18 protein-coding genes and 1 tRNA gene are annotated in these 19,791 nt (G+C 57.7%); 18 read left to right on the forward strand and 1 reads right to left on the reverse strand.

What is annotated here, in order from left to right; translation table 11 throughout:
- The 18 genes from N3G78_10330 to N3G78_10415 all read left to right on the forward strand — a co-directional run.
- Nucleotides 1-76 (forward strand): hypothetical protein (locus N3G78_10330; protein ID MCX8118317.1); only part of this gene is annotated, 76 nt, incomplete at its 5' end.
- A 46-nt stretch (nt 77-122) separates the two neighbouring features.
- Complete coding sequence (rpmG, locus tag N3G78_10335; GenBank protein ID MCX8118318.1) at nt 123-272, forward strand: 50S ribosomal protein L33; 150 nt, start codon at nt 123-125, stop codon at nt 270-272.
- A gap of 70 nt (nt 273-342) precedes the next feature.
- Nucleotides 343-419: transfer RNA gene (locus N3G78_10340), tRNA-Trp, on the forward strand.
- Between the two features lie 51 nt (nt 420-470).
- On the forward strand, nt 471-725 hold the full coding sequence (gene secE / locus N3G78_10345) for a preprotein translocase subunit SecE (protein MCX8118319.1): 255 nt from the start codon (nt 471-473) through the stop codon (nt 723-725).
- Between the two features lie 70 nt (nt 726-795).
- Nucleotides 796-1,326, forward strand: coding sequence for a transcription termination/antitermination protein NusG (nusG, locus tag N3G78_10350; GenBank protein ID MCX8118320.1), 531 nt, complete (start codon nt 796-798; stop codon nt 1,324-1,326).
- A gap of 77 nt (nt 1,327-1,403) precedes the next feature.
- Nucleotides 1,404-1,826 (forward strand): 50S ribosomal protein L11, encoded by a 423-nt coding sequence (gene rplK, locus N3G78_10355; GenBank protein ID MCX8118321.1) that lies wholly within the window; start codon nt 1,404-1,406, stop codon nt 1,824-1,826.
- Between the two features lie 10 nt (nt 1,827-1,836).
- A complete protein-coding gene (gene rplA, locus N3G78_10360; GenBank protein MCX8118322.1) occupies nt 1,837-2,544 on the forward strand; it encodes a 50S ribosomal protein L1 in 708 nt (235 codons plus the stop codon).
- Between the two features lie 80 nt (nt 2,545-2,624).
- Nucleotides 2,625-3,158, forward strand: a complete 534-nt coding sequence (rplJ, locus tag N3G78_10365; protein MCX8118323.1) for a 50S ribosomal protein L10 — start codon at nt 2,625-2,627, stop codon at nt 3,156-3,158.
- A gap of 25 nt (nt 3,159-3,183) precedes the next feature.
- Nucleotides 3,184-3,573, forward strand: coding sequence for a 50S ribosomal protein L7/L12 (gene rplL / locus N3G78_10370; GenBank protein ID MCX8118324.1), 390 nt, complete (start codon nt 3,184-3,186; stop codon nt 3,571-3,573).
- Nucleotides 3,574-3,849: 276 nt separating this feature from the next.
- Nucleotides 3,850-8,310 (forward strand): DNA-directed RNA polymerase subunit beta, encoded by a 4,461-nt coding sequence (gene rpoB, locus N3G78_10375; protein MCX8118325.1) that lies wholly within the window; start codon nt 3,850-3,852, stop codon nt 8,308-8,310.
- A 23-nt stretch (nt 8,311-8,333) separates the two neighbouring features.
- Nucleotides 8,334-12,452 carry a DNA-directed RNA polymerase subunit beta' gene (gene rpoC / locus N3G78_10380; protein ID MCX8118326.1) on the forward strand — a complete coding sequence of 1,373 codons (4,119 nt, stop codon included), beginning with the start codon at nt 8,334-8,336 and terminating at the stop codon, nt 12,450-12,452.
- A 126-nt stretch (nt 12,453-12,578) separates the two neighbouring features.
- A complete protein-coding gene (gene lgt / locus N3G78_10385; protein ID MCX8118327.1) occupies nt 12,579-13,349 on the forward strand; it encodes a prolipoprotein diacylglyceryl transferase in 771 nt (256 codons plus the stop codon).
- Between the two features lie 48 nt (nt 13,350-13,397).
- A complete protein-coding gene (locus N3G78_10390; GenBank protein ID MCX8118328.1) occupies nt 13,398-14,039 on the forward strand; it encodes a TetR/AcrR family transcriptional regulator in 642 nt (213 codons plus the stop codon).
- A gap of 48 nt (nt 14,040-14,087) precedes the next feature.
- On the forward strand, nt 14,088-15,530 hold the full coding sequence (locus tag N3G78_10395) for a menaquinone biosynthesis decarboxylase (protein MCX8118329.1): 1,443 nt from the start codon (nt 14,088-14,090) through the stop codon (nt 15,528-15,530).
- 7 nt (nt 15,531-15,537) lie between these two features.
- Nucleotides 15,538-16,398, forward strand: coding sequence for a putative 4-hydroxybenzoate polyprenyltransferase (gene ubiA, locus N3G78_10400; GenBank protein MCX8118330.1), 861 nt, complete (start codon nt 15,538-15,540; stop codon nt 16,396-16,398).
- Between the two features lie 9 nt (nt 16,399-16,407).
- Nucleotides 16,408-17,358: a MetQ/NlpA family ABC transporter substrate-binding protein gene (locus N3G78_10405; GenBank protein MCX8118331.1), complete on the forward strand. Its 951-nt coding sequence runs from the start codon at nt 16,408-16,410 to the stop codon at nt 17,356-17,358.
- A complete protein-coding gene (locus N3G78_10410; GenBank protein ID MCX8118332.1) occupies nt 17,355-18,098 on the forward strand; it encodes an ATP-binding cassette domain-containing protein in 744 nt (247 codons plus the stop codon). Before N3G78_10405 ends, N3G78_10410 begins: the two co-directional genes overlap by 4 nt.
- Before the next feature lie 3 nt (nt 18,099-18,101).
- Nucleotides 18,102-18,839, forward strand: coding sequence for an ABC transporter permease subunit (locus tag N3G78_10415; protein MCX8118333.1), 738 nt, complete (start codon nt 18,102-18,104; stop codon nt 18,837-18,839).
- Nucleotides 18,840-18,919: 80 nt separating this feature from the next.
- Here the strand turns inward: N3G78_10415 and N3G78_10420 are convergent, their stop codons facing one another.
- Nucleotides 18,920-19,741 (reverse strand): cytidylate kinase family protein, encoded by an 822-nt coding sequence (locus tag N3G78_10420; GenBank protein MCX8118334.1) that lies wholly within the window; start codon nt 19,739-19,741, stop codon nt 18,920-18,922.
- Between the last annotated feature and the right edge of the window lie 50 nt (nt 19,742-19,791).

Below are 19,791 nucleotides of genomic sequence, written 5' to 3' on the forward strand. Positions count from 1 at the left end.
GAAGGAGTTGCGGTTTGCCATCCGGGAGGGCGGACGAACCGTCGGCGCCGGCGTCATCAGCGATATCCTCGAATAGGGGGCCTCATCCCGGGAAGCGGCCCTTCTCCTGAGGAGCGATGTGAATGAGAACCATCATCAATCTGGCTTGCACAGAATGTAAAAGGCGGAATTATTCAACGACGAAGAATAAACGGACCACCCCGGACAAACTGGAATTGAAAAAATACTGTCGATTCTGCCGTAAACATACGGTCCATAAAGAGACGAAGTGAGGGGCGAGGGGCCCAACCGGAGGGTAGTTCGCAGCTGGGGGGTCCGCTTGAGCTCAAGAGAAGACAAGAGAGGCCAGTAGCTCTAACGGATAGAGCACCGGACTCCAAATCCGGGTGTTGGGGGTTCGAATCCCTCCTGGCCTGCCATTGACCTTGAGGTGGCCCATCGGGACGGGCCGTGAAACATAGACCAGAGGGATGTCTCAAGGATGCCTCGGAAAGGCAGCTCAGATGCGGTTGGAGTTCAAGGAAAAGGTTGAGGCCGCCAAGCAATTCTTGAGGGAAGTCAAGACCGAATTGAAAAAGGTCACTTGGCCCTCCAAGAAGGACGCGGCAGCCGGGACCGCGGTCGTGCTCGTCACCGTTTTTGTCATCGCCTTTTTTTTGGGCCTGGTGGATTCGGGTCTCTCCTACCTTGTTCGCGCCCTCTTGAAGAGGGCGGTCAGTTCCTGAGGTCAGGATCGAAGGTTCCCGACCGCCTCTTTTTGAGGTGGATTCCGGCGGGTTGGAGATCGCTAACATTATGGCTATGAAATGGTATGTCGTCCATACCTATTCCGGGTTCGAGAACCGGGCGAAGCAGAACCTTGAGGAACGGATCAAAAATCTCGGAAAGGAGCAATATTTTGCTTCCATCCTCGTTCCCACGGAGACCGTCATCGAGGCCTCCAAGGGGAAGAAGAAGATTTCCCAGAGAAAGATCTTTCCGGGTTATCTATTGGTCCAGATGGAGCTCAACGAGGAGACCTGGCATATCGTGAAGGAGACGCCCAAAATCACGGGGTTTGCGGGCGATAGCCTGAAACCCACCCCCCTTTCGGATAAAGAGGTGGAGGAGATCCTCGCCCAGATGAGAGAGGGCGTCTCAAAGGCCAAGCCGAAGGTCTCCTTCAGCGTGGGCGATAGCGTTCGGGTCATCGACGGCCCCTTCGTCAATTTCATCGGGACCATTGAGGAAGTGAAGCCCGAGAAGAGAAAGGTGAAGGTGCTGGTTTCGATCTTCGGGCGGTCGACGCCGGTCGAGCTGGATTTCATCCAGGTCGAAAAGAATTGATCAAAAGTCCAAGCGTTGCCTGAGAAGGGCTCGGAGGCTTTCGACGCCACCCAACCTTCTTCAGGCTGGAGTCGAGGATGGCAAAAAAAGTCGTGGCAATGGTGAAACTGCAGATCCCCGCGGGGCAGGCCAACCCGTCCCCGCCGGTGGGGCCGGCCTTGGGACAACACGGCGTGAATATCATGGAGTTCTGCAAGGCCTTCAATGCGCGGACCCAATCCCAGGAGGGGATGATCATCCCGGTGGTGATCACCATCTACTCAGATCGTTCTTTCACCTTCGTGACGAAGACCCCACCGGCATCGGTCCTGTTGAAAAAGGCGGCCAAGATCGTCAAGGGGTCGAGCGAGCCCAATCGCGTCAAGGTGGGGACCGTGACCAAGGAACAGATTCGGGAGATCGCCCAGCTCAAGTTGAAAGACCTCAATGCCGTGGACCTGGATGGGGCGATCCGGACGATCGAAGGGACGGCCCGCAGCATGGGGCTGGAGATTGTGTGAGAGAAGGACGATGGGAAGCCGAGGGAAAAAATATTTAGAAGCACGAAGCAAGGTCGATCGAACGAAGCGGTACGATCTGGAGGAGGGCGTGAAACTCGTCCTCGATACGGCCTATGCCAAATTCGACGAAGGGGTCGACTTGGCCGTGCGTCTCGGGGTGGATCCCAAAAAGCCCGATCAGATGGTCAGGGGCACGGCGATCCTCCCCCATGGAACCGGCAAGAAGGTGAGGGTCCTCGTCTTTGCCAAAGGCCAGAAGGAGAAGGAGGCGCTCGAAGCGGGGGCCGACTATGTCGGGGCCGAAGACCTGATCGAAAAGATTTCCAAAGGATGGCTTGAATTTGATAAGGCCATCGCCACCCCCGACCTGATGGGCCAGGTGAGCAAATTGGGAAAGATCCTCGGGCCCCGGGGAATGATGCCCAATCCGAAAGTGGGAACCGTCACCTTCGACCTGGAAAGGGCGATCAAGGAAATCAAGGCGGGGAAGGTGGAGTTCAAGGTCGAAAAGGCGGGGATCGTCCACGTCCCGGTGGGGAAAGTCTCCTTCGGATACGATCGCCTGTTGGAAAACATCAAGGCCGTCTTGGAGGTGATCCTGCGGTCCAAGCCACCGACCAGCAAAGGGACCTATTTACGAAGCATTGCCTTGTCCACCACGATGGGACCGGGGATCAAAATCGATCCCAATCAGATCAAAGGCGCCTTGAAGGTCTGAGGTCGATCGGGGCGATCCCTTCGGATTCCTTCATCCATCGCGGTTAGGGTTGCGCGACCTCATCGAGGAGGTGGTCATCCGTGAATCGGGCTGAGAAGCAAGAGATGGTGGTTGAGCTGTCCAGGAAGTTGGAAGGGTTTCAGGCCGTCGTCCTGACCCACTATCGGGGCCTCAACGTGGAGCAGATGAACACCCTGAGACGCCGATTTCGAGAGGAGAAGATCGTCTATCAGGTGGTCAAGAATACGTTGATGAAGCGGGCGGCCACCGGAACCGCCTTGGAGAAGTTGACCGATTATTTCGAGGGGCCCACGGCCGTGGCCATCACCCACGGCGATCCCGTGTCTCTGGCAAAGATCCTGACCGATTTTGTCAAAGCCCAACCCCAGCTCGAGATCAAGGTCGGGTTGATTCAGGGGAAGGTCAGCACCCCCGAAGAGATCAAAGAACTGGCCACCCTTCCCTCACGAGAGGTCCTGATGGCCCAGGTCTTGGGAGGCCTTCAAGCACCGGCCCAGGAGGTGGTGGGCCTTCTCTATCGCGGGGTCCAGCAGGTCCTGGGGGTGATTCAAGCCCGGGCCGACCAACTGGCCAAGCCAGAAGGTGGACAATAGAATTAAGAGACAGGAGGATGTGTCAATGGCGGATATTCAGAAAATCGCAGATGAGATCAGCACGCTAACTTTATTGGAAGCCCGGGAGCTGGTAAGGGTCCTGGAGGAGAAACTGGGCGTGAAGGCCGCCGCCCCGATGGCCGTTGCGGCCATTCCGGCCGCGGGGGTGGCCCCCGGTGCCGAGGCGGCTCCCAAAGAGGAGAAGACGGAATTTGACGTGATTTTGACCGGCTACGGGGACAAGAAGATCCAGGTGATCAAGGTGGTGAGGGAGATCACCGGCCTGGGATTGAAGGAGGCCAAGGATCTCGTCGAGGGCGTTCCGAAACCCGTGAAAGAGGGGGTGAGCAAAGAAGAGGCAGCAGCCCTCAAAAAGAAGTTGGAAGAAGGGGGCGGAACGGTCGAGATCCGATAATCGTGGAAGGCCGCTGTCCAAGAACCGACATTCCTTCGTTTTTAAGACCTCCCCAAGGGTGGGGCAGCTGAAAAGAAGACATCCGATTCATCTCCCATTGTCTCGTCGAATAGCCATCGGAGGGTGAATCCTCCTCGATCGGCACCTTTGGGACGGAGGCAAGAACTCTACGAACCGGTCCATGGCGAGACAGTTCAGTCTCTTCCCAGACGGACGAAATCGAATCACGTGAGGGTCCGAAAGGGAGGGGACTTTTTATTTGAGGAAGGAGTCTCTATGGCCCAAACTGTTCCGATCTACCGTCGCTATCGAAAGAACTTTTCAAAGATCAAAGAAGTATTAGAGATCTCCAACCTGATCGAAGTCCAGAAAAAATCTTACGAGAAGTTCCTTCAGGCCCATGTCGATCCTGAACAACGGGAGCCGGTGGGACTTCAAGGGGTGTTCAAAACCGTCTTTCCCATCAAGGACTTTTATGAAACGGCCTCGCTCGAATTTGTCAGCTACCGCCTCACCGAACCCAAGTACGATGTGGAAGAGTGTCTGCTGAGGGGCATGACCTACGCCGCCCCCATCAAGGTGACGGTTCGTCTGGTCGTCTGGGATGTGAACGAGGAGACGAAGGTCCGCAACATCAAAGCGGTCAAAGAACAGGAGGTCTACTTCGGCGAGATCCCCCTGATGACCGAAAACGGCACCTTCATCATCAACGGCACCGAAAGGGTCATCGTCAGCCAGCTGCACCGCTCCCCCGGGGTCTTTTTCGACCGAGACCAGGTGAAACCCCATTCGGGAGGGAAAATCCTCTACTATGCCCGCATCATTCCCTATCGGGGTTCTTGGATCGACTTCGAATTCGATCAGAAAGACCTCCTCTACGTCCGGATCGACCGGAGGCGGAAAATTCCGGTCACGGTCTTCCTCCGGGCCCTGAAATATACGGGCCAGGAGCTGCTCGACTACTTTTATCATCGGGAAAAGATCTTCTATCGGAAAGGGAGGTTTGTCAAAGAGATTTCCAAAGAGGTCCTCATCGGCCAGAAGGCCACGATGGATATCGTCGATCCGGAAACCCAGAAGGTGATCCTGAAGAAGCATCGCCGGATCACCGAGGAGTCCTATCGACGGCTGGAGGCCAGCAAGATCACGACCATCCCCGTGGAGCCGGAGGACCTGATCGGAAAGTACCTGGCCCGAGATGTGGTCGACCCGGAGACCGGGGAGGTGATCGCGGAGTACAACCAGGAGGTGACGGAGGCCTTTCTCGAACAGGTCAAGGAGAGAAGGATCGAAAGTTTTGAGATCCTTTTCATCGACCACATCAACGTCAGCTCCTCCCTCCGGGACACCCTGACCCTCGACCGGATCGAGTTGAGCCGCGAAGAGAAGGAGAGGCTGGCGAGGGAAGAGCCCGGGAAATCGGTCCGGGAAAAAGAAGCGGAGCGGGCGTTGATCGACATTTATCGAAGGCTCAGGCCCGGCGACCCCCCCACCATCGAGACGGCCATCAACCTCTTCTACAACCTCTTTTTCAATCCTGAACGGTACGACCTGTCCAAGGTGGGGAGGATGAAGTTGAACCACAAGCTCGGATTGAAGGGCAGGCCTCCCAAAATTCTGGTGCTCACCGAGAAGTGGAAGAAAGAGGCCCTGGGGGCGGGGGCTACCTATGCCGGCGGAAAGGAGCTGATCGATCGGATCCTGGCCGGCTGGCTCGATTTCGATGAAGTCCTCGCCACTCCGGAGATGGCCGACGAGATCCCGCGATTGGCCAAGGTTCTCCACCCCATCGGGATGATGCCTTCCCTCAAGGAGGGCACCCTGACCGAAGACCTCCAGGGCCAGATCGAGAAGATCCTGGAGGACGAGAAGACCACCCTCCGGAGGCGCGATATCCTCGAGGTGGTCAAATACCTCATCCGGTTGAAGGACGGCCAGGGATCGGTGGACGACATCGATCATTTGGGCAACCGCCGGGTGAGGACCGTGGGAGAACTGCTGGAGAACCAGTACCACATCGGCTTGGTACGGATCGAAAGGGCGATCAAGGAACGGATGAGCCTTCAGGACATCGAGACCCTGATGCCCCACGACCTGATCAACTCCAAACCCCTCTCGGCGGTGATCAAGGAGTTTTTCGGTTCGAGTCAGCTCTCTCAATTTATGGATCAGACGAACCCCCTCTCCGAGATCACGCATAAACGGAGGCTCTCGGCCCTCGGCCCGGGAGGTCTCACCCGGGAACGGGCAGGGTTCGAAGTGAGGGACGTCCACCCCACCCATTACGGCAGGATCTGCCCGATCGAAACGCCCGAGGGGCCGAACATCGGTCTCATCACCTCCCTGAGCACGTACGCGCGGGTCAACGACTACGGGTTCATCGAGACTCCCTATCGGGAGGTGGTCAACGGCCGGGTGACCAATCAGATCCGCTACCTTTTTGCGCTGGATGAGGAGGAAGAGGTCAACGGCCAGAAACCCGCCATTGCCCAGGCCAATGCGCCCATCGACCGGGAAGGCCGATTCATCGCCCCTTTGGTTTCGGCCAGACGGGGAGGGGAATTTGTGATGGTTAAACCGGAGGAGATCCGATACATGGACGTCTCCCCCAAGCAGCTGGTCAGCGTGGCCACTTCGCTGATCCCCTTTCTCGAAAACGACGATGCCAACCGGGCCCTCATGGGTTCCAACATGCAGCGGCAGGCCGTTCCCCTTCTGAGGACGGACGCGCCCTTGGTGGGAACGGGGATGGAGGGGATCGTGGCCAGGGACTCCGGCGTGGCGGTCGTCGCCAAGCGGGACGGCGTGGTGGAAGATGTGGATGCCTCCCGCATCGTGATCCGAGCCGACGAGGAGGGCGACGATCTGAACGACTCCGGGGTGGATATCTACACCCTGATCAAATATAAACGGTCCAACCAGAATACCTGCATCAACCAGAGGCCCATCGTCCAGGTGGGGGACCGGGTGAGGAAGGGAGAGGTGATCGCCGACGGGCCCGCCACTGACATGGGGGAGCTGGCCCTGGGTCGCAATGTCCTCGTGGCGTTTATGCCCTGGGGCGGCTACAACTTCGAGGATTCCATTCTCATCAGCGAGAGGCTTCTGAAAGAGGATACCTACACCTCCATCCACATCGAGGAATTCGAGTGCGTCGCCCGGGATACGAAGTTGGGTAAGGAGGAGATCACCTCCGATATCCCCAACGTCGGAGAAGAGGCCTTGAAAAACCTGGACGAGAGCGGGATCGTCCGGATCGGGGCCGAGGTCAAACCCGGGGATATCTTGGTCGGAAAGGTGACCCCGAAAGGGGAGACCCAGCTCTCCCCGGAGGAGAAGCTGCTCCGGGCCATCTTCGGCGAGAAGGCGGGGGATGTGCGGGATACCTCCCTGCGCGTGCCTCACGGAATCGAAGGCATCGTCATCGACGCCAAGGTCTTCTCTCGAAAAGGCCAGGAGCGAGACGAGCGCATGAAGGCCATCGAGGAGCAGGAGAGGGCCCGGTTGCTCAAAAACCAGGCCGACGAGATCCGGATCATCCAGAACAGCGCCAGGCGGAAGATCGGCAAATACCTCATCGGGAAGAAGGCCGCTCACCGGATCGCCGATGAAAAGAAGAACCGCGTTTTCTTGGAAGCCAAAGAGAGGATCAAAGAGGATCACCTCCACGTCATCCCCTTCGATCGGCTGAAGGAGATCGATGTGGTGGAGGGAAAGCGGGTGATCCCGGACGTCCGAAAGATCCTCGACCACGCGGAACTCCAGATCAATGTGGTCAAGGAGGTCTTCGCCGAGAAGTTGGCCAAATTGAAGAGGGGAGACGAGTTGGCGCCGGGCATCATCAAATCGGTCAAGGTCTATGTCGCCATCAAAAGGAAGCTCTCCGTGGGGGACAAGATGTCCGGTCGCCACGGAAACAAAGGGATCATCTCCCGAATCCTTCCGGAGGAGGACATGCCCTTCCTCGAGGACGGCACTCCGGTCGATGTCGTTCTCAATCCCCTGGGCGTGCCCTCCAGGATGAATGTCGGACAGATCCTCGAGACCCATCTCGGTTGGGCGGCCAAAGGGCTGGGCTGGAAGATCGCCCAATATCTCGAGAAACACTATAATCCCAAAATCCTCCGGAGGAAGATCAAAGAGATCTACTCCTCCAAGGAGATCAACCAGTACCTGGACCAGGCCAGCGACGAAGAGATCGTGGAACTGGCCCGGAGGCTCGGGCGGGGGGTCTACATGTCCGTCCCCGTCTTCGATGGGGCCTCCGAGGAAGAGATCCGGGACCATTTAAATAAGGCGGGGCTTCCCACGAGCGGCCAAACCATCCTTTACGATGGAAGGACAGGCGAGCCCTTCCACCATAAAGTGACGGTGGGGTATATGTATCTCCTGAAATTGCACCATCTGGTGGACGAAAAGATCCACGCCCGCTCGATCGGGCCCTATTCTCTGGTCACCCAGCAACCCCTGGGAGGGAAGGCCCAGTTCGGTGGCCAGCGCTTGGGAGAGATGGAGGTCTGGGCCCTCGAGGCCTATGGGGCGGCCCATTCCTTGCAGGAGTTTCTGACGGTGAAGTCGGACGATACCACCGGGCGGACCCGCGTCTATGAGGCGATCGTGAAAGGCGAGCACACCTTGGAACCGGGCCTTCCTGAGTCGTTCAATGTCTTGGTCAAAGAACTCCAGAGCCTCTGCCTCGATACCGAATTGTTGGAGGAGAAGAGGGAGGAGATCTGAAGTTTTAAAAAAGGAGGGGACCCTTGGAAGACTATCTCTCGTTCTTCGAAAAAGGAAAGAGCGCCATCAACTACAACGCCATTCGCATCTCCATCGCCTCTCCGGAGAAGATCGAGTCCTGGTCTCACGGGGAGGTGAAAAAACCCGAGACGATCAACTACCGGACCTTCAAGCCGGAGAAGGACGGTCTCTTCTGCGCCAAGATCTTCGGCCCCACCAAGGATTACGAGTGCAACTGCGGCAAATACAAACGGATGAAACATCGGGGGATCGTCTGTGAGAAGTGCGGGGTGGAGGTGATCCAGTCGAAGGTCCGGAGGGAACGGATGGGGCACATCCGTCTGGCCACGCCGGTGGCCCATATCTGGTTCCTCAAGTCGATCCCCAGCAAGATCGGGATCCTCGCCGACATGACCTTGAGGGAGCTGGAGCGGATCCTCTACTTTGAGGCCTACCTGGTGCTCGACGGGAAGGGCACCCCTTACAAACGGGGGGAGATCCTGTCCGAGGAGCGCTACCGGGAGGCGAAGGAGAAATATGGGGACGCCCTGGTCGTCTCCCAGGGAGCCGAGGCGATTCGGGAACTCCTGAAGGGAACGAATGTGAAAGAGCTTTCCCAAAAACTGAGGGAGGAGATGAAGGAGACGACCTCGGAGGCGAAGAAGAGGCGTCTGGCGAAGCGGTTGAAGATCATCGAATCCTTCCTCGAGTCGGGGAACAAACCCGAGTGGATGATCTTGGAGGTCATCCCGGTCATCCCCCCTGACCTCCGGCCCCTGGTGCCCCTCGATGGGGGGAGGTTTGCCACGTCCGATTTGAACGATCTCTATCGAAGGGTGATCAACCGGAACAACCGGCTTAAACGCCTTCTCGAATTGAATGCCCCCGAGATCATCATCCGGAACGAAAAGCGGATGTTGCAGGAGGCGGTGGACGCCCTCTTCGATAACGGCAAGAGGGGAAAGACCATCCTCGGAGCCAATAAGAAGCCCCTCAAGTCACTCAGCGACATGCTCCGGGGCAAACAGGGCCGTTTTCGACAGAACCTCTTGGGGAAAAGGGTGGACTACTCCGGTCGCTCCGTGATCGTCGTGGGGCCGGAATTGAAGTTGCATCAATGCGGCCTTCCGAAAAAGATGGCCCTGGAGCTTTTCAAGCCTTTCATCTACCATCAGTTAGAGGCCAAAGGGCTGGCCTCGACGATCAAGAGCGCCAAAAAGATGATCGAGAAGGAGAGGCCCGAGGTCTGGGATGTGCTGGACGAGGTGATCCGTGAACATCCCGTCCTGCTGAACCGGGCCCCGACCCTGCATCGATTGGGAATCCAGGCCTTCGAGCCCATCCTGATCGAGGGGAAGGCCATCCAGCTCCATCCCCTCGTCTGCGCCGCTTTCAACGCGGACTTCGATGGGGATCAGATGGCGGTCCACGTCCCCCTCTCTGTGGAGGCCCAGGCCGAGGCTCGGGTCCTCATGATGTCGACCAACAACATCCTTTCGCCTGCCAATGGCAAGCCCATCATCATCCCCACCCAGGACATCGTCCTCGGCATCTACTACATGACCCGGGAACGGCCCTATGTGAAAGGGGAGGGGAAGATCTTCGCCAATCCCGAAGAAGTGCGGGCCGCCTACGATGCCCAGGAGATGGACCTCCATGCGAGGATCAAAGTGCGGATCGACGGGAACCTGGTGGAGACGACCGTCGGCCGCGTCCTGCTCAAGGAGATCCTTCCCGAGGAGATCCCCTTCAGCCTGATCAACAAGGTGATGAAGAAGGGCGACCTGGCCACCCTCATCGATTATTGCTATCGCCACTGCGGGGACAAGAAGACGGTCCTGCTGGCCGACCGTCTGAAGACCCTGGGATACCATTACGCCACGCTCGCCGGCATCTCCATCTCCGTGGGGGACATGCTGATACCCTCCAACAAACAGGAGCTCCTCGAGGAGGCCCAGAAAGAGATCGAGAAGGTCCAGGAGCAATATACCGAGGGGCTGATCACGGACGGAGAACGCTACAACAAGGTCATCGACATCTGGGCGGAGGTGACCGAGAACATCGCCGAGGTGATGTTGAAAGAGCTGGGGACCGAAGTGATCGAAGGGCCTTCGGGAGAGAAGATGGTGATCGACAGCTTCAACCCCATCTACATGATGGCCGATTCGGGGGCCCGAGGAAGCGCCCAGCAGGTGAGGCAGTTGGCGGGGATGCGCGGTCTGATGGCCAAGCCCTCTGGAGAGATCATCGAGACCCCGATCACGGCCAACTTCCGGGAAGGCCTGACGGTGCTGCAATACTTCATCTCCACCCATGGAGCCCGAAAGGGGTTGGCCGATACCGCTCTGAAGACGGCCAATGCCGGATACCTGACCCGGCGCCTGGTCGATGTCGCCCAGGACGTCGTCATCACGGAGTATGATTGCGGAACCCTGGACGGCATCGAGGTGGAATCCCTGATCGAAGGAGGCGAGATCATCGAGTCGATGAAGGACCGGATCTTGGGCCGGGTGGCCTTGGAGGACATCCGGGATCCCTTCTCCGACGAGGTGATCGTGAAGGGGAATCAAGAGATTGACGAAGCCCTCTCCGAAAAGATCGAGGATGCGGGCATCGATAAAGTGAAGATCCGTTCCGTCCTGACCTGCAAGTCGAAGCGAGGGGTCTGCGCCCTTTGCTACGGCCGGGATTTGGCCCGGGGGAGGTTGGTCAACGTGGGCGAGGCCATCGGGATCATCGCCGCTCAATCCATCGGAGAGCCCGGAACCCAGCTGACCATGCGGACCTTCCACATCGGTGGGGCGGCCAGCCGGAGGGCCGAGCAGACGACCCTTGAAAGCCGGATCGACGGGAGGATCAAATTTATCAATCTCAAGACGGTCAAGAACCGAGAGGGACATCTCATCGTGATGAACCGAAACGGCGAACTGGCCGTCCTCGACGAAAACGGCAGGGAAAGGCGTCGCTATTCGGTCATCTACGGAGCGAAATTGAAGGTCAAGGACGGACAGAAGGTGAAGGAGGGAGATCTGCTGGCCGAGTGGGATCCCTACTCCATTCCGGTCCTGACCGAAGTGAGTGGCCGGGTGAAGTTCGGGGACATCATCGAAGGGGTGACCATGCAGGAGCAGGTGGACGAATTCACCGGCCTCTCGAGGAAGGTGATCATCGAGTCGAAAGATCCGGATCTCCGGCCGAGGATCTCCATCAAAGATGAGAAGGGGAGGACGATGAACCTCCCCGGTTCCACCTCCCAGGCGCGATATCTCCTGCCGGTGGGGGCCAATATCTTCGTCTCCGAGGGGGATATGGTGGAGGCGGGGGATGTGATCGTGAAGATTCCCAGGGAGACGACCAAGACCAAGGACATCACCGGAGGGCTTCCCAGGGTGGCCGAGCTCTTCGAGGCCCGAAAACCGAAGGAGTATGCCCTGATCAGCGACATCGACGGGGTGGTGGAATTCAGCAAGGACCTCAAAGGAAAGCGAAAGGTGATCATCCGGCCCGAGGTGGGCGAACCCAAAGAGTATATCATCCCCAAGGGAAAACACGTGAGCGTCCATGAAGGGGACTTCGTCAAGGCGGGGGAGGCGTTGATGGATGGACCCGCCAATCCCCATGACATTTTGAGGGTCTTGGGCGATAAGGCCCTGGCGCGATATTTGGTGGACGAGATCCAGGAGGTCTACAAACTTCAAGGCGTCAAGATCAACGATAAACACATCGAGGTGATCGTCCGGCAGATGCTGAAACGGGTCAGGATCAAAGAGGTGGGCGACACCCACTTCCTGGTCGATGACCAGGTCGAGAAGCATGTCTTCGAGGAGGAGAATGCAAGGGTGATCGCCCAGGGGGGCAAACCCGCGGTGGCCGAGCCGCTCTTTTTGGGCATCACCAAGGCCTCCCTCATCACCGACAGTTTCATCTCAGCGGCCTCCTTCCAGGAGACGACCAAGGTCCTGACGCAGGCGGCCGTCGCCGGGAAGATCGATCACCTGAAGGGGCTGAAGGAGAACGTGATCATGGGACGGCTCATCCCCGCGGGGACCGGCCTTCCCAAATATCGCGATATGGAGATTTGGGTCGAAGGGTATACGGAGGAGGAGGCCCAACCGGAGGGGGGCGTCGAAGCCACCGCCTAAATTCGCCTCCCCCGAACAGAGCCAACCGAGGCCCGTCCTTTGACCTTCCAGAGGATGGGCCTTCTTTTTTGGCAGGCTCCTATTGCCGAAGGGGGCCGCGATCCGGCCTGCCGATCAGGAGGGGCGATGACGGTCGATTTCAATCCGATCATGGTCGAACTCGGGCCCATCCGGGTGAGCTGGTATGGGATGATGTACGTGTTGGGGTTCATCGCCTCCTACCTCCTGGTCCGTTATCAGATGAAGAAGAAGGACTTCGGGGTGACCCGGGTGGAGATCGAAAACCTCTACTTCTATCTCATCATCGGCCTGATGGTGGGTGCCCGTCTGGGGTACGTCCTCTTTTACGATTTGAAGATGTATCTTCAAGCCCCCCTCGAAATCTTTGCCGTATGGAAAGGGGGGATGTCTTTCCACGGAGGGTTGATCGGCGTCCTGATCGTGGGGCTTTTGTTCTCGTGGAAACACCGGAAGTCTTTCTGGAGGATCGCCGACCTGATCACCGTCACCGCGCCGATCGGATTGGGACTGGGACGGATCGGCAACTTCATCAACGGCGAGCTCTATGGACGTGTGACCTCGGTTCCCTGGGCGATGATCTTTCCGAGGGGAGGGCCTCATCCTCGCCATCCTTCGCAGCTCTATGAGTGCGCCTTGGAAGGGGGGCTCCTCTTCCTCCTCCTCTGGTCTCTCAAAGACAGAGGGTTACCGAGGGGGGGATTGCTGGCCCTCTTTCTCCTCCTCTACGGCCTCTTTCGTTTTCTTGTCGAATTCTTCAGGGAACCCGATCCGCATCTCGGGTTCGTCCTCGGGCCCCTGACCCTGGGCCAGGTCTTCTCCCTGATCATGATAGGGGGAGGTAGCGCGCTCTATTTCATCCTGAGAAAACGGGTTTGATTTTCTCTCTTTTTTGTCGTAAAAATGACCGGGTGGTCATCGTCCTCCATGGAAGCCAAGAAGACCTTCTTCAACCTGCCTGAAGAGAAGCAGAGGAGGGTGTTGGAAACGGCCCTCGAGGAGTTTTCAGAAAAAGGCTACCGGGCGGCAAGCATCAACCTGATCGTTTCGAGGCTCGGCATCGCCAAGGGTTCCATCTACCAGTATTTCTCCGACAAAAAGAGCCTCTTCCTCTACATCTTCGATTATGCGGTCGAATTGGTCCGGAAGAGGTTGAAGCAGGTCAAACAGGAGACCAAGGAGGAGCCTACCTTTGAAAGGATTCGAAGGTCCCTCCTTTCAGGGGTCGACTTCATCGAAGAGCACCCCTTGATCTATCGGGGCTATCTAAAGATGATGTTCGAAAAGGAGGTCCCCTTTCGGGAAGACCTCTTGAAGAAGATCCGGCTTTTCTCATCGGATTACCTGACCTCCATTCTCGTCGAGGGAAGGCAGAGGGGAGAGGTCCGGACGGACGTGGACCTCGAGACCATGGTCTTTCTCCTCGATGCCGTCATGGATCGATGCTTACAGGCCTATGCCGTCGCTTATCTCGATCCCGGCCTGCGTCTTCATCGGGCCGATCGATCCGAATTGGAACGAAAGATCGATAGGCTCGTCGAGGTGATCCGGACAGGGATCGGCAAATAAAAATTTTGAGGTGAGAATGACCAACCGGTCACTCCGAGGGGAGGAGCGATGTCCTTCAGGGATCTCCAGCAATTGATCGCCTCGCTGGAAAAGGAAGGGGAACTGAGAAGGATTGGGCATCCCGTCAGTCCGATACTCGAGATCACGGAGATCACCGATCGGGTGAGCAAGAGGAGAGGTCCGGCGCTCTATTTCGAAAGGGTAGAAGGACATCGCTTTCCCGTGGTGACGAACCTCTTCGGTTCTGAAAAGAGGATCCGGCTCTCCTTTGGGGGACGATCCCCTGAGGAGATCGGAAGAAAGATCAAGACCCTGTTGGGGATGGAACCGCCCGATACCCTCTGGAAGAAGATCAAGGCCATCCCCGACCTCCTTCAGCTTTCGAAGGTATTCCCCAAAAGGGCGCAAAGGGCCCCCTGTCAGGAGATCATCCTGAGGGAGCCCGACCTCGGGATCCTCCCGGCCCTTCAGTGCTGGCCTGAAGATGGGGGAAGGTTCATCACCTTTCCGGTGGTGATCACCCGGGATCCTGAAACGGGCAAGAGAAATATGGGGATGTACCGGTTACAGGTGTTCGACGCGAAGACCCTGGGGGTTCACTGGCATCCCCAGAAGGGAGGGGCTCACCACCTCCGGGTGGCTGAGAGGAGAAAGGAGAGGCTGGAGGTGGCGGTGGCCTTGGGTCCGGATCCTGCGACCCTCTATGCGGCCACGGCACCGCTTCCCGAGGGAATGGATGAGTTCCTCTTTGCGGGCCTTCTGAGGGAAGAGCCGGTCGAGATGGTTTCAGGTCTCACGGTCTCCCTGGAGGTACCGGCCCAATCCCAGTTCGTCATCGAAGGGTATATCGAACCTGGCGAGAGGAGGGTGGAGGGACCTTTTGGAGACCATACCGGTTTTTACTCCCTCCCTGACCTCTACCCCGTGATCCATGTCACCGCACTCACCCATCGGAGGGATGCCATCTATCCGGCCACGATCGTCGGGATCCCTCCCATGGAGGATGCCTATCTCGGATGGGCGACGGAGAGGATCTTTCTCCCCCTGATCCAGATGCAGCTGCCCGAGATCGTCGATCTCCATATGCCGGCCGAGGGGGTCTTCCACAACCTTGTCTTCGTCTCTATCGAGAAGCGGTATCCCGGCCATGCAAGGAAGGTCGGCCATGCCCTCTGGGGGATGGGACAGATGATGTTTGCCAAGGTGATCGTCCTCTTCGATGCGGAGGTGGATGTTCAGAACCTCTCCGAGTGCCTCTGGATCCTGGGGGCCAACATCGATCCGAAGAGAGATGTCTTCTTCGCCGAGGGACCGGTCGACGCTCTCGATCATGCCTCGCCCCTTCCCCATTATGGAAGTAAAATGGGGATCGATGCGACCAAGAAATGGCCGGAGGAGGGATTTCAGCGGCCCTGGCCGAATAAGATCGAGATGGATCGGGAGGTGAAAAGACGGATTGATCAGTTGTGGCCCCTCCTCGGCCTGGAGTAAGGGGAGCATGAACCTCTTGAAACGGATCGGAATCGTCCTGGAGGCGATCAAATTCGAGCACACGATTTTTGCGCTTCCCTTCGCCTTCTCAGGGGCGGTCCTCGCCGCCGAAGGACTGCCCACGCTTCGTCAAGGGGGATGGATCCTTCTGGCGATGGTCGGGGCGAGGAGCAGCGCCATGGCCTTCAATCGACTGGTGGATGCGACCTACGATGGGCAGAACCCGAGGACAAAAGATCGGGCCCTTCCCCGGGGATTGCTCTCGAAGAGGTTTTTCATCGGCCTCATCCTCCTCTCCTCGGGGGTGTTCATCCTATCCGCCTGGATGCTCAACCCCTTGACCTTTGCCCTCTCTTTTCCGGGGCTGGCCTGGATCCTTTTCTACTCTTACACCAAACGCTTTACCGCCCTGTCCCACCTCGTCCTCGGATTTTCCTTGAGTTTCGCTCCCATCGGGGCCCACATCGCCATCAAAGGGGCCATCGAATTCCTCCCCATCCTTCTCGGACTCGGAACGATGTTCTGGGTGGCGGGGTTCGACGTCCTCTATGCGTGCCTCGATTACGAATTCGATCGAAAGGCCCGCCTCTTCTCCATCCCGAGATTGTTCGGCATATCAAAGGCCTTGCACGTGGCCAAAGGTTTCCATGCCTTGGCCCTCCTCTTCTTCCTTCTGACCGGAATCTGGGGCGGGATGGGGACGATCTATTTCTTGGGGACCTTGCTGGTCTTCGTCTTCCTTTCGGTGGAGCATGCGATCCTCTCTCCGGAGGACCTTTCGAAGATCAACGTCTCCTTCTTTACGATGAACGGGATGGTCAGCATCGTCCTCTTTCTGGCCATCCTTTTCGATACCATCCAAAAATAGGAGGAAGAGATGCCAAGACACTTCATCTGTTTCGGCTTGATCCTTGGAGGGATGGTGGCGTTTTTCCTGACGGCCCAAGCCGAGGCCTCCCCCATCCGAATCGGGGTACTTCCGATCGTGGAATCCCTGCCCTTCTTCGTCGCCCAGGAGAAGGGACTGTTTCAGGCCTCTGGGGTGAAGGTCGAGATCGTCTCCTTTGCGAGCGCCTTGGAGCGGGACAGCGCCCTCCAAGCCGGATCCATTCACGGGGCGATCCAGGACCTTCTCGGGATGTGCTTGTTTAAGAGCAGGGACCTCCCTTACCGCATCGTCACCAATATCACCCTGCCGACCTCGAAGAAGGACCTCTTCGTCGTCCTGGCCTCACCGGGCTCCGGCCTGAAGACGATCGAAGACCTCCGCGGCAACGAGATCGGCCTCTCCTCCTACACGGTGGCCGAATATGTCACCGATTCCCTCCTCGGCCAGAGAGGGGTGCGGATCGACGAGGTAAAGAAGGTGGAGGTGAAGAAGATCCCCCTCCGCTTTCAGATGCTCATGGAAGGAAAGTTGAAGGCGGCCACCCTTCCGGAGCCCCTGGCCTCGCTGGCCCTCTTTCAGGGGGCGAGGAAGCTGGGTGGGGATTATGGCCTGAAAGGGACCCAGGTCGTTCTCGTTTTCCAAGACCCCCTAATCCGTTCCGAAAGGGAACTCCTGGTCCGTTTCGGCAAGGCCTATGCCCAGGCCGTCCGGATGATCAACGAAGACCCCTTGCGGTGGAGGGAACTCCTCGTGGAGAAGGGGAGGCTGCCCGCTCCGATCAAGGAGATCTATGAGATGAACCCCTTCTCCGAGATCTCCCTCCCCCAACCCGATGAGATCCAGGCGGTGAGGACTTGGATGGAGGGAAAGGGGCTCGACACCTCGAAGGTGTCCTCTCCTTTGCTGGTCAACGACCTCTGGGTTCATGGGGTGCGATGATCCAAGTCAGGAATCTCTCCACCTCCTATGGGGAGAAGGGATCGAGAAAGATTGTTTTTAAAGGGCTCTCCTTCGAGATCTCTTCGGGCGTTCCCCTAAGCGTGATCGGTCCCTCGGGGTGCGGCAAGACCACGCTTCTTTACGTGCTGTCGGGCCTGAAAAAACCGGATGCCGGAGAGATCCTCTTCAAGGGAGAGCCGCTCGATGGACACCGGAGGGAGATCGCCCTGGTCCTTCAACATTACGGACTCCTCCCTTGGAAGACGGTCTATCAGAACGCCTCGCTCGGATTGAAGATCAGGGGCTTTTCGAAGCAGGCTTCGAAGGAGATCGTCCTTCCGATCCTTCGTGAGCTGGCGATCGAGCACCTCCTGGAGCGGTATCCCGGTCAGTTGAGCGGCGGGGAGAAACAGCGGGTTGCCATTGCGAGGGCCCTGGCCCTCCGGCCTTCCCTTCTCCTTCTGGATGAACCCTTCTCCTCCCTCGACGCCTTCACCCGGGAGCACCTGCAGAACCTTATTCTGAAGATCTGCCGCCAGAGGGAACTGGCCCTCGTCCATGTGACCCACAGTATCGAAGAGGCGGTCTTCTTAGGAGAGAGGGCGCTGGTGATGCACGAAGGGGGATACGATCTGCTCTCCCTCGACGGGATCCGGATGGTGGAAAGAGACCCCGAGTATCGGAAGAGCGACCTTTTCCATCGGTACTGCAACCTGATGAGAAGCCATCTGAAGAGGTAGAGGATGTTGAGGGGACGAACCCTTTGGGCGTTGACGATGATCTTTGCGATCTGGTATCTCCTCGCCGTCTCTTTCGAGAGTCCCATTCTGCCCTTTCCTCACACCGTCTTTTTTGCGCTTCCGCTCTACCTCCGGAAAGGACTGGCAGGACATTTTTTGGTCAGCGGCTACCGGGCCCTGATGGGGCTCCTCTTGGCCCTGGTCACCGCCGTTCCCGTCGGTCTCTATTTAGGCAGGCGGAAGAAGGTCGATGAGCTGATCTCTCCCATGATCTATCTCCTCTATCCCATCCCGAAGATCGTCTTCCTTCCCCTCGTCCTTCTCCTCTTCGGTCTGGGCGATGGCTCCAAGATCTTCATCCTCTACCTCATCGTCTTCTTTCAGATCTTGGTGACGACCCGGGATGCGGCCAAGGGGATCGACGAGGAGCAGATCCTCTCGGTCCTTTCGCTCGGGGCCAGTCCGTTTCAAATCTTTCTCCACACGGTCATTCCGGCCTGTCTTCCCAAGGTCTTGACCTCTCTGAGGATCAGTATCGGAACGGCCATCGCCGTTCTCTTCTTTGTGGAGTCCTTCGCGACCGAAAACGGCCTCGGGTTCTTCATTCTCGACGCGTGGGCCAGGCTCGATTACCTGGCGATGTATGGCGGAATCGTCGGGATGGGCCTTTTGGGGGTGATCCTGTACGAGATGGTCGACCGGATCGAACGAAAGGTGTGTCGATGGATGTTTCCGGCCTAAACGGTCAGGGCCTTTTTAAAGGGAAACGGAGGAGGGTCGACCGAACTCCATCGCCCCCCTCGGAGTCCAAGGACCTCTGATCAGAGACCGCTCATGGCCATCTGGACCACCAACAGATCGTTGGAGACCTTCTGGACCCCTTTGACCCGCTTGATCAGGGCCTCGATCTTCTCCTTTGCCTCCTGAGAATTGACCATTCCGAAGACCCGGACGGTTTCGTCCGCTTCGATCGAAAAGAAGACATGAGAGGTCAGGAGGCCAGATTCGAGGAGAGCGGACTCGACCTGCCGCTGGAGAGAGAGCCTCCTCAGATTGAGGATCGAATCCACCCCACAGGATTTGATCTCTTCGGTCTTGGCCCCCTCGACGATCATCCGGGCGGCAAAGTCGACGCTCAGCTTATCCGTGTTGAGGACCAGGTCGTAGAGGTGGGGGTTGAGCCATTCCTCGTGGAAGGCAAAGTGGATGAACCCCTTCTTGTCCTCGTCCGAACGTTGGATCATCCGTTCCGCCACCTCCTGAGCGACGCCCCTCTCCTCCATGAGCCTTCGGATCCTTTTCTCCAGGGAGCCAATGATCAAGACATGAAAGGCGCAATCAAAGGAGTGGAGCAGAAGTTGGCTGCCCTTTCCGAAGAAGACGGCGTCGCCTTGTTTAGCTACCTCGTAGATCACCGACTGGAGCCGATCGAGATAGATTTTGGGCTTCTCGCTGAAGAGGCGTTCCCAGAGGGCCGGGCTCTTCTCCCCCAACTTTTGGAGGTCGGAGAGGTATCCTAAGTCCTCCGCGGCCTTGAGGAGTTCCTCCTCGCCGTAAAAGGTGTAATTGAGGTCCTTGGCCACCTTTCTCGCAATGGCCTCCCCATTCGTTCCCAGCATCGAAGAAACAGTGATGAAATACATCCGTGGGCCCTCCTTTCTTGATCTCTGAGTTAATGATGGTCATTGGAAAA

This window comes from Thermodesulfobacteriota bacterium, from assembly GCA_026415035.1.
GTDB lineage: Bacteria > Desulfobacterota > BSN033 > BSN033 > UBA1163 > RBG-16-49-23.

Bases quoted from the DNA above. Each gene is read 5' to 3' on its own strand.
- rpmG (MCX8118318.1), top strand. From the start codon at position 123: ATGAGAACCATCATCAATCTGGCTTGCACAGAATGTAAAAGGCGGAAT.
- secE (MCX8118319.1), top strand. From the start codon at position 471: ATGTCTCAAGGATGCCTCGGAAAGGCAGCTCAGATGCGGTTGGAGTTC.
- nusG (MCX8118320.1), top strand. From the start codon at position 796: ATGGCTATGAAATGGTATGTCGTCCATACCTATTCCGGGTTCGAGAAC.
- rplK (MCX8118321.1), top strand. From the start codon at position 1,404: ATGGCAAAAAAAGTCGTGGCAATGGTGAAACTGCAGATCCCCGCGGGG.
- rplA (MCX8118322.1), top strand. From the start codon at position 1,837: ATGGGAAGCCGAGGGAAAAAATATTTAGAAGCACGAAGCAAGGTCGAT.
- rplL (MCX8118324.1), top strand. From the start codon at position 3,184: ATGGCGGATATTCAGAAAATCGCAGATGAGATCAGCACGCTAACTTTA.
- rpoB (MCX8118325.1), top strand. From the start codon at position 3,850: ATGGCCCAAACTGTTCCGATCTACCGTCGCTATCGAAAGAACTTTTCA.
- lgt (MCX8118327.1), top strand. From the start codon at position 12,579: ATGACGGTCGATTTCAATCCGATCATGGTCGAACTCGGGCCCATCCGG.
- N3G78_10390 (MCX8118328.1), top strand. From the start codon at position 13,398: ATGGAAGCCAAGAAGACCTTCTTCAACCTGCCTGAAGAGAAGCAGAGG.
- N3G78_10395 (MCX8118329.1), top strand. From the start codon at position 14,088: ATGTCCTTCAGGGATCTCCAGCAATTGATCGCCTCGCTGGAAAAGGAA.
- ubiA (MCX8118330.1), top strand. From the start codon at position 15,538: ATGAACCTCTTGAAACGGATCGGAATCGTCCTGGAGGCGATCAAATTC.
- N3G78_10405 (MCX8118331.1), top strand. From the start codon at position 16,408: ATGCCAAGACACTTCATCTGTTTCGGCTTGATCCTTGGAGGGATGGTG.
- N3G78_10410 (MCX8118332.1), top strand. From the start codon at position 17,355: ATGATCCAAGTCAGGAATCTCTCCACCTCCTATGGGGAGAAGGGATCG.
- N3G78_10415 (MCX8118333.1), top strand. From the start codon at position 18,102: ATGTTGAGGGGACGAACCCTTTGGGCGTTGACGATGATCTTTGCGATC.
- N3G78_10420 (MCX8118334.1), bottom strand. From the start codon at position 19,741: ATGTATTTCATCACTGTTTCTTCGATGCTGGGAACGAATGGGGAGGCC.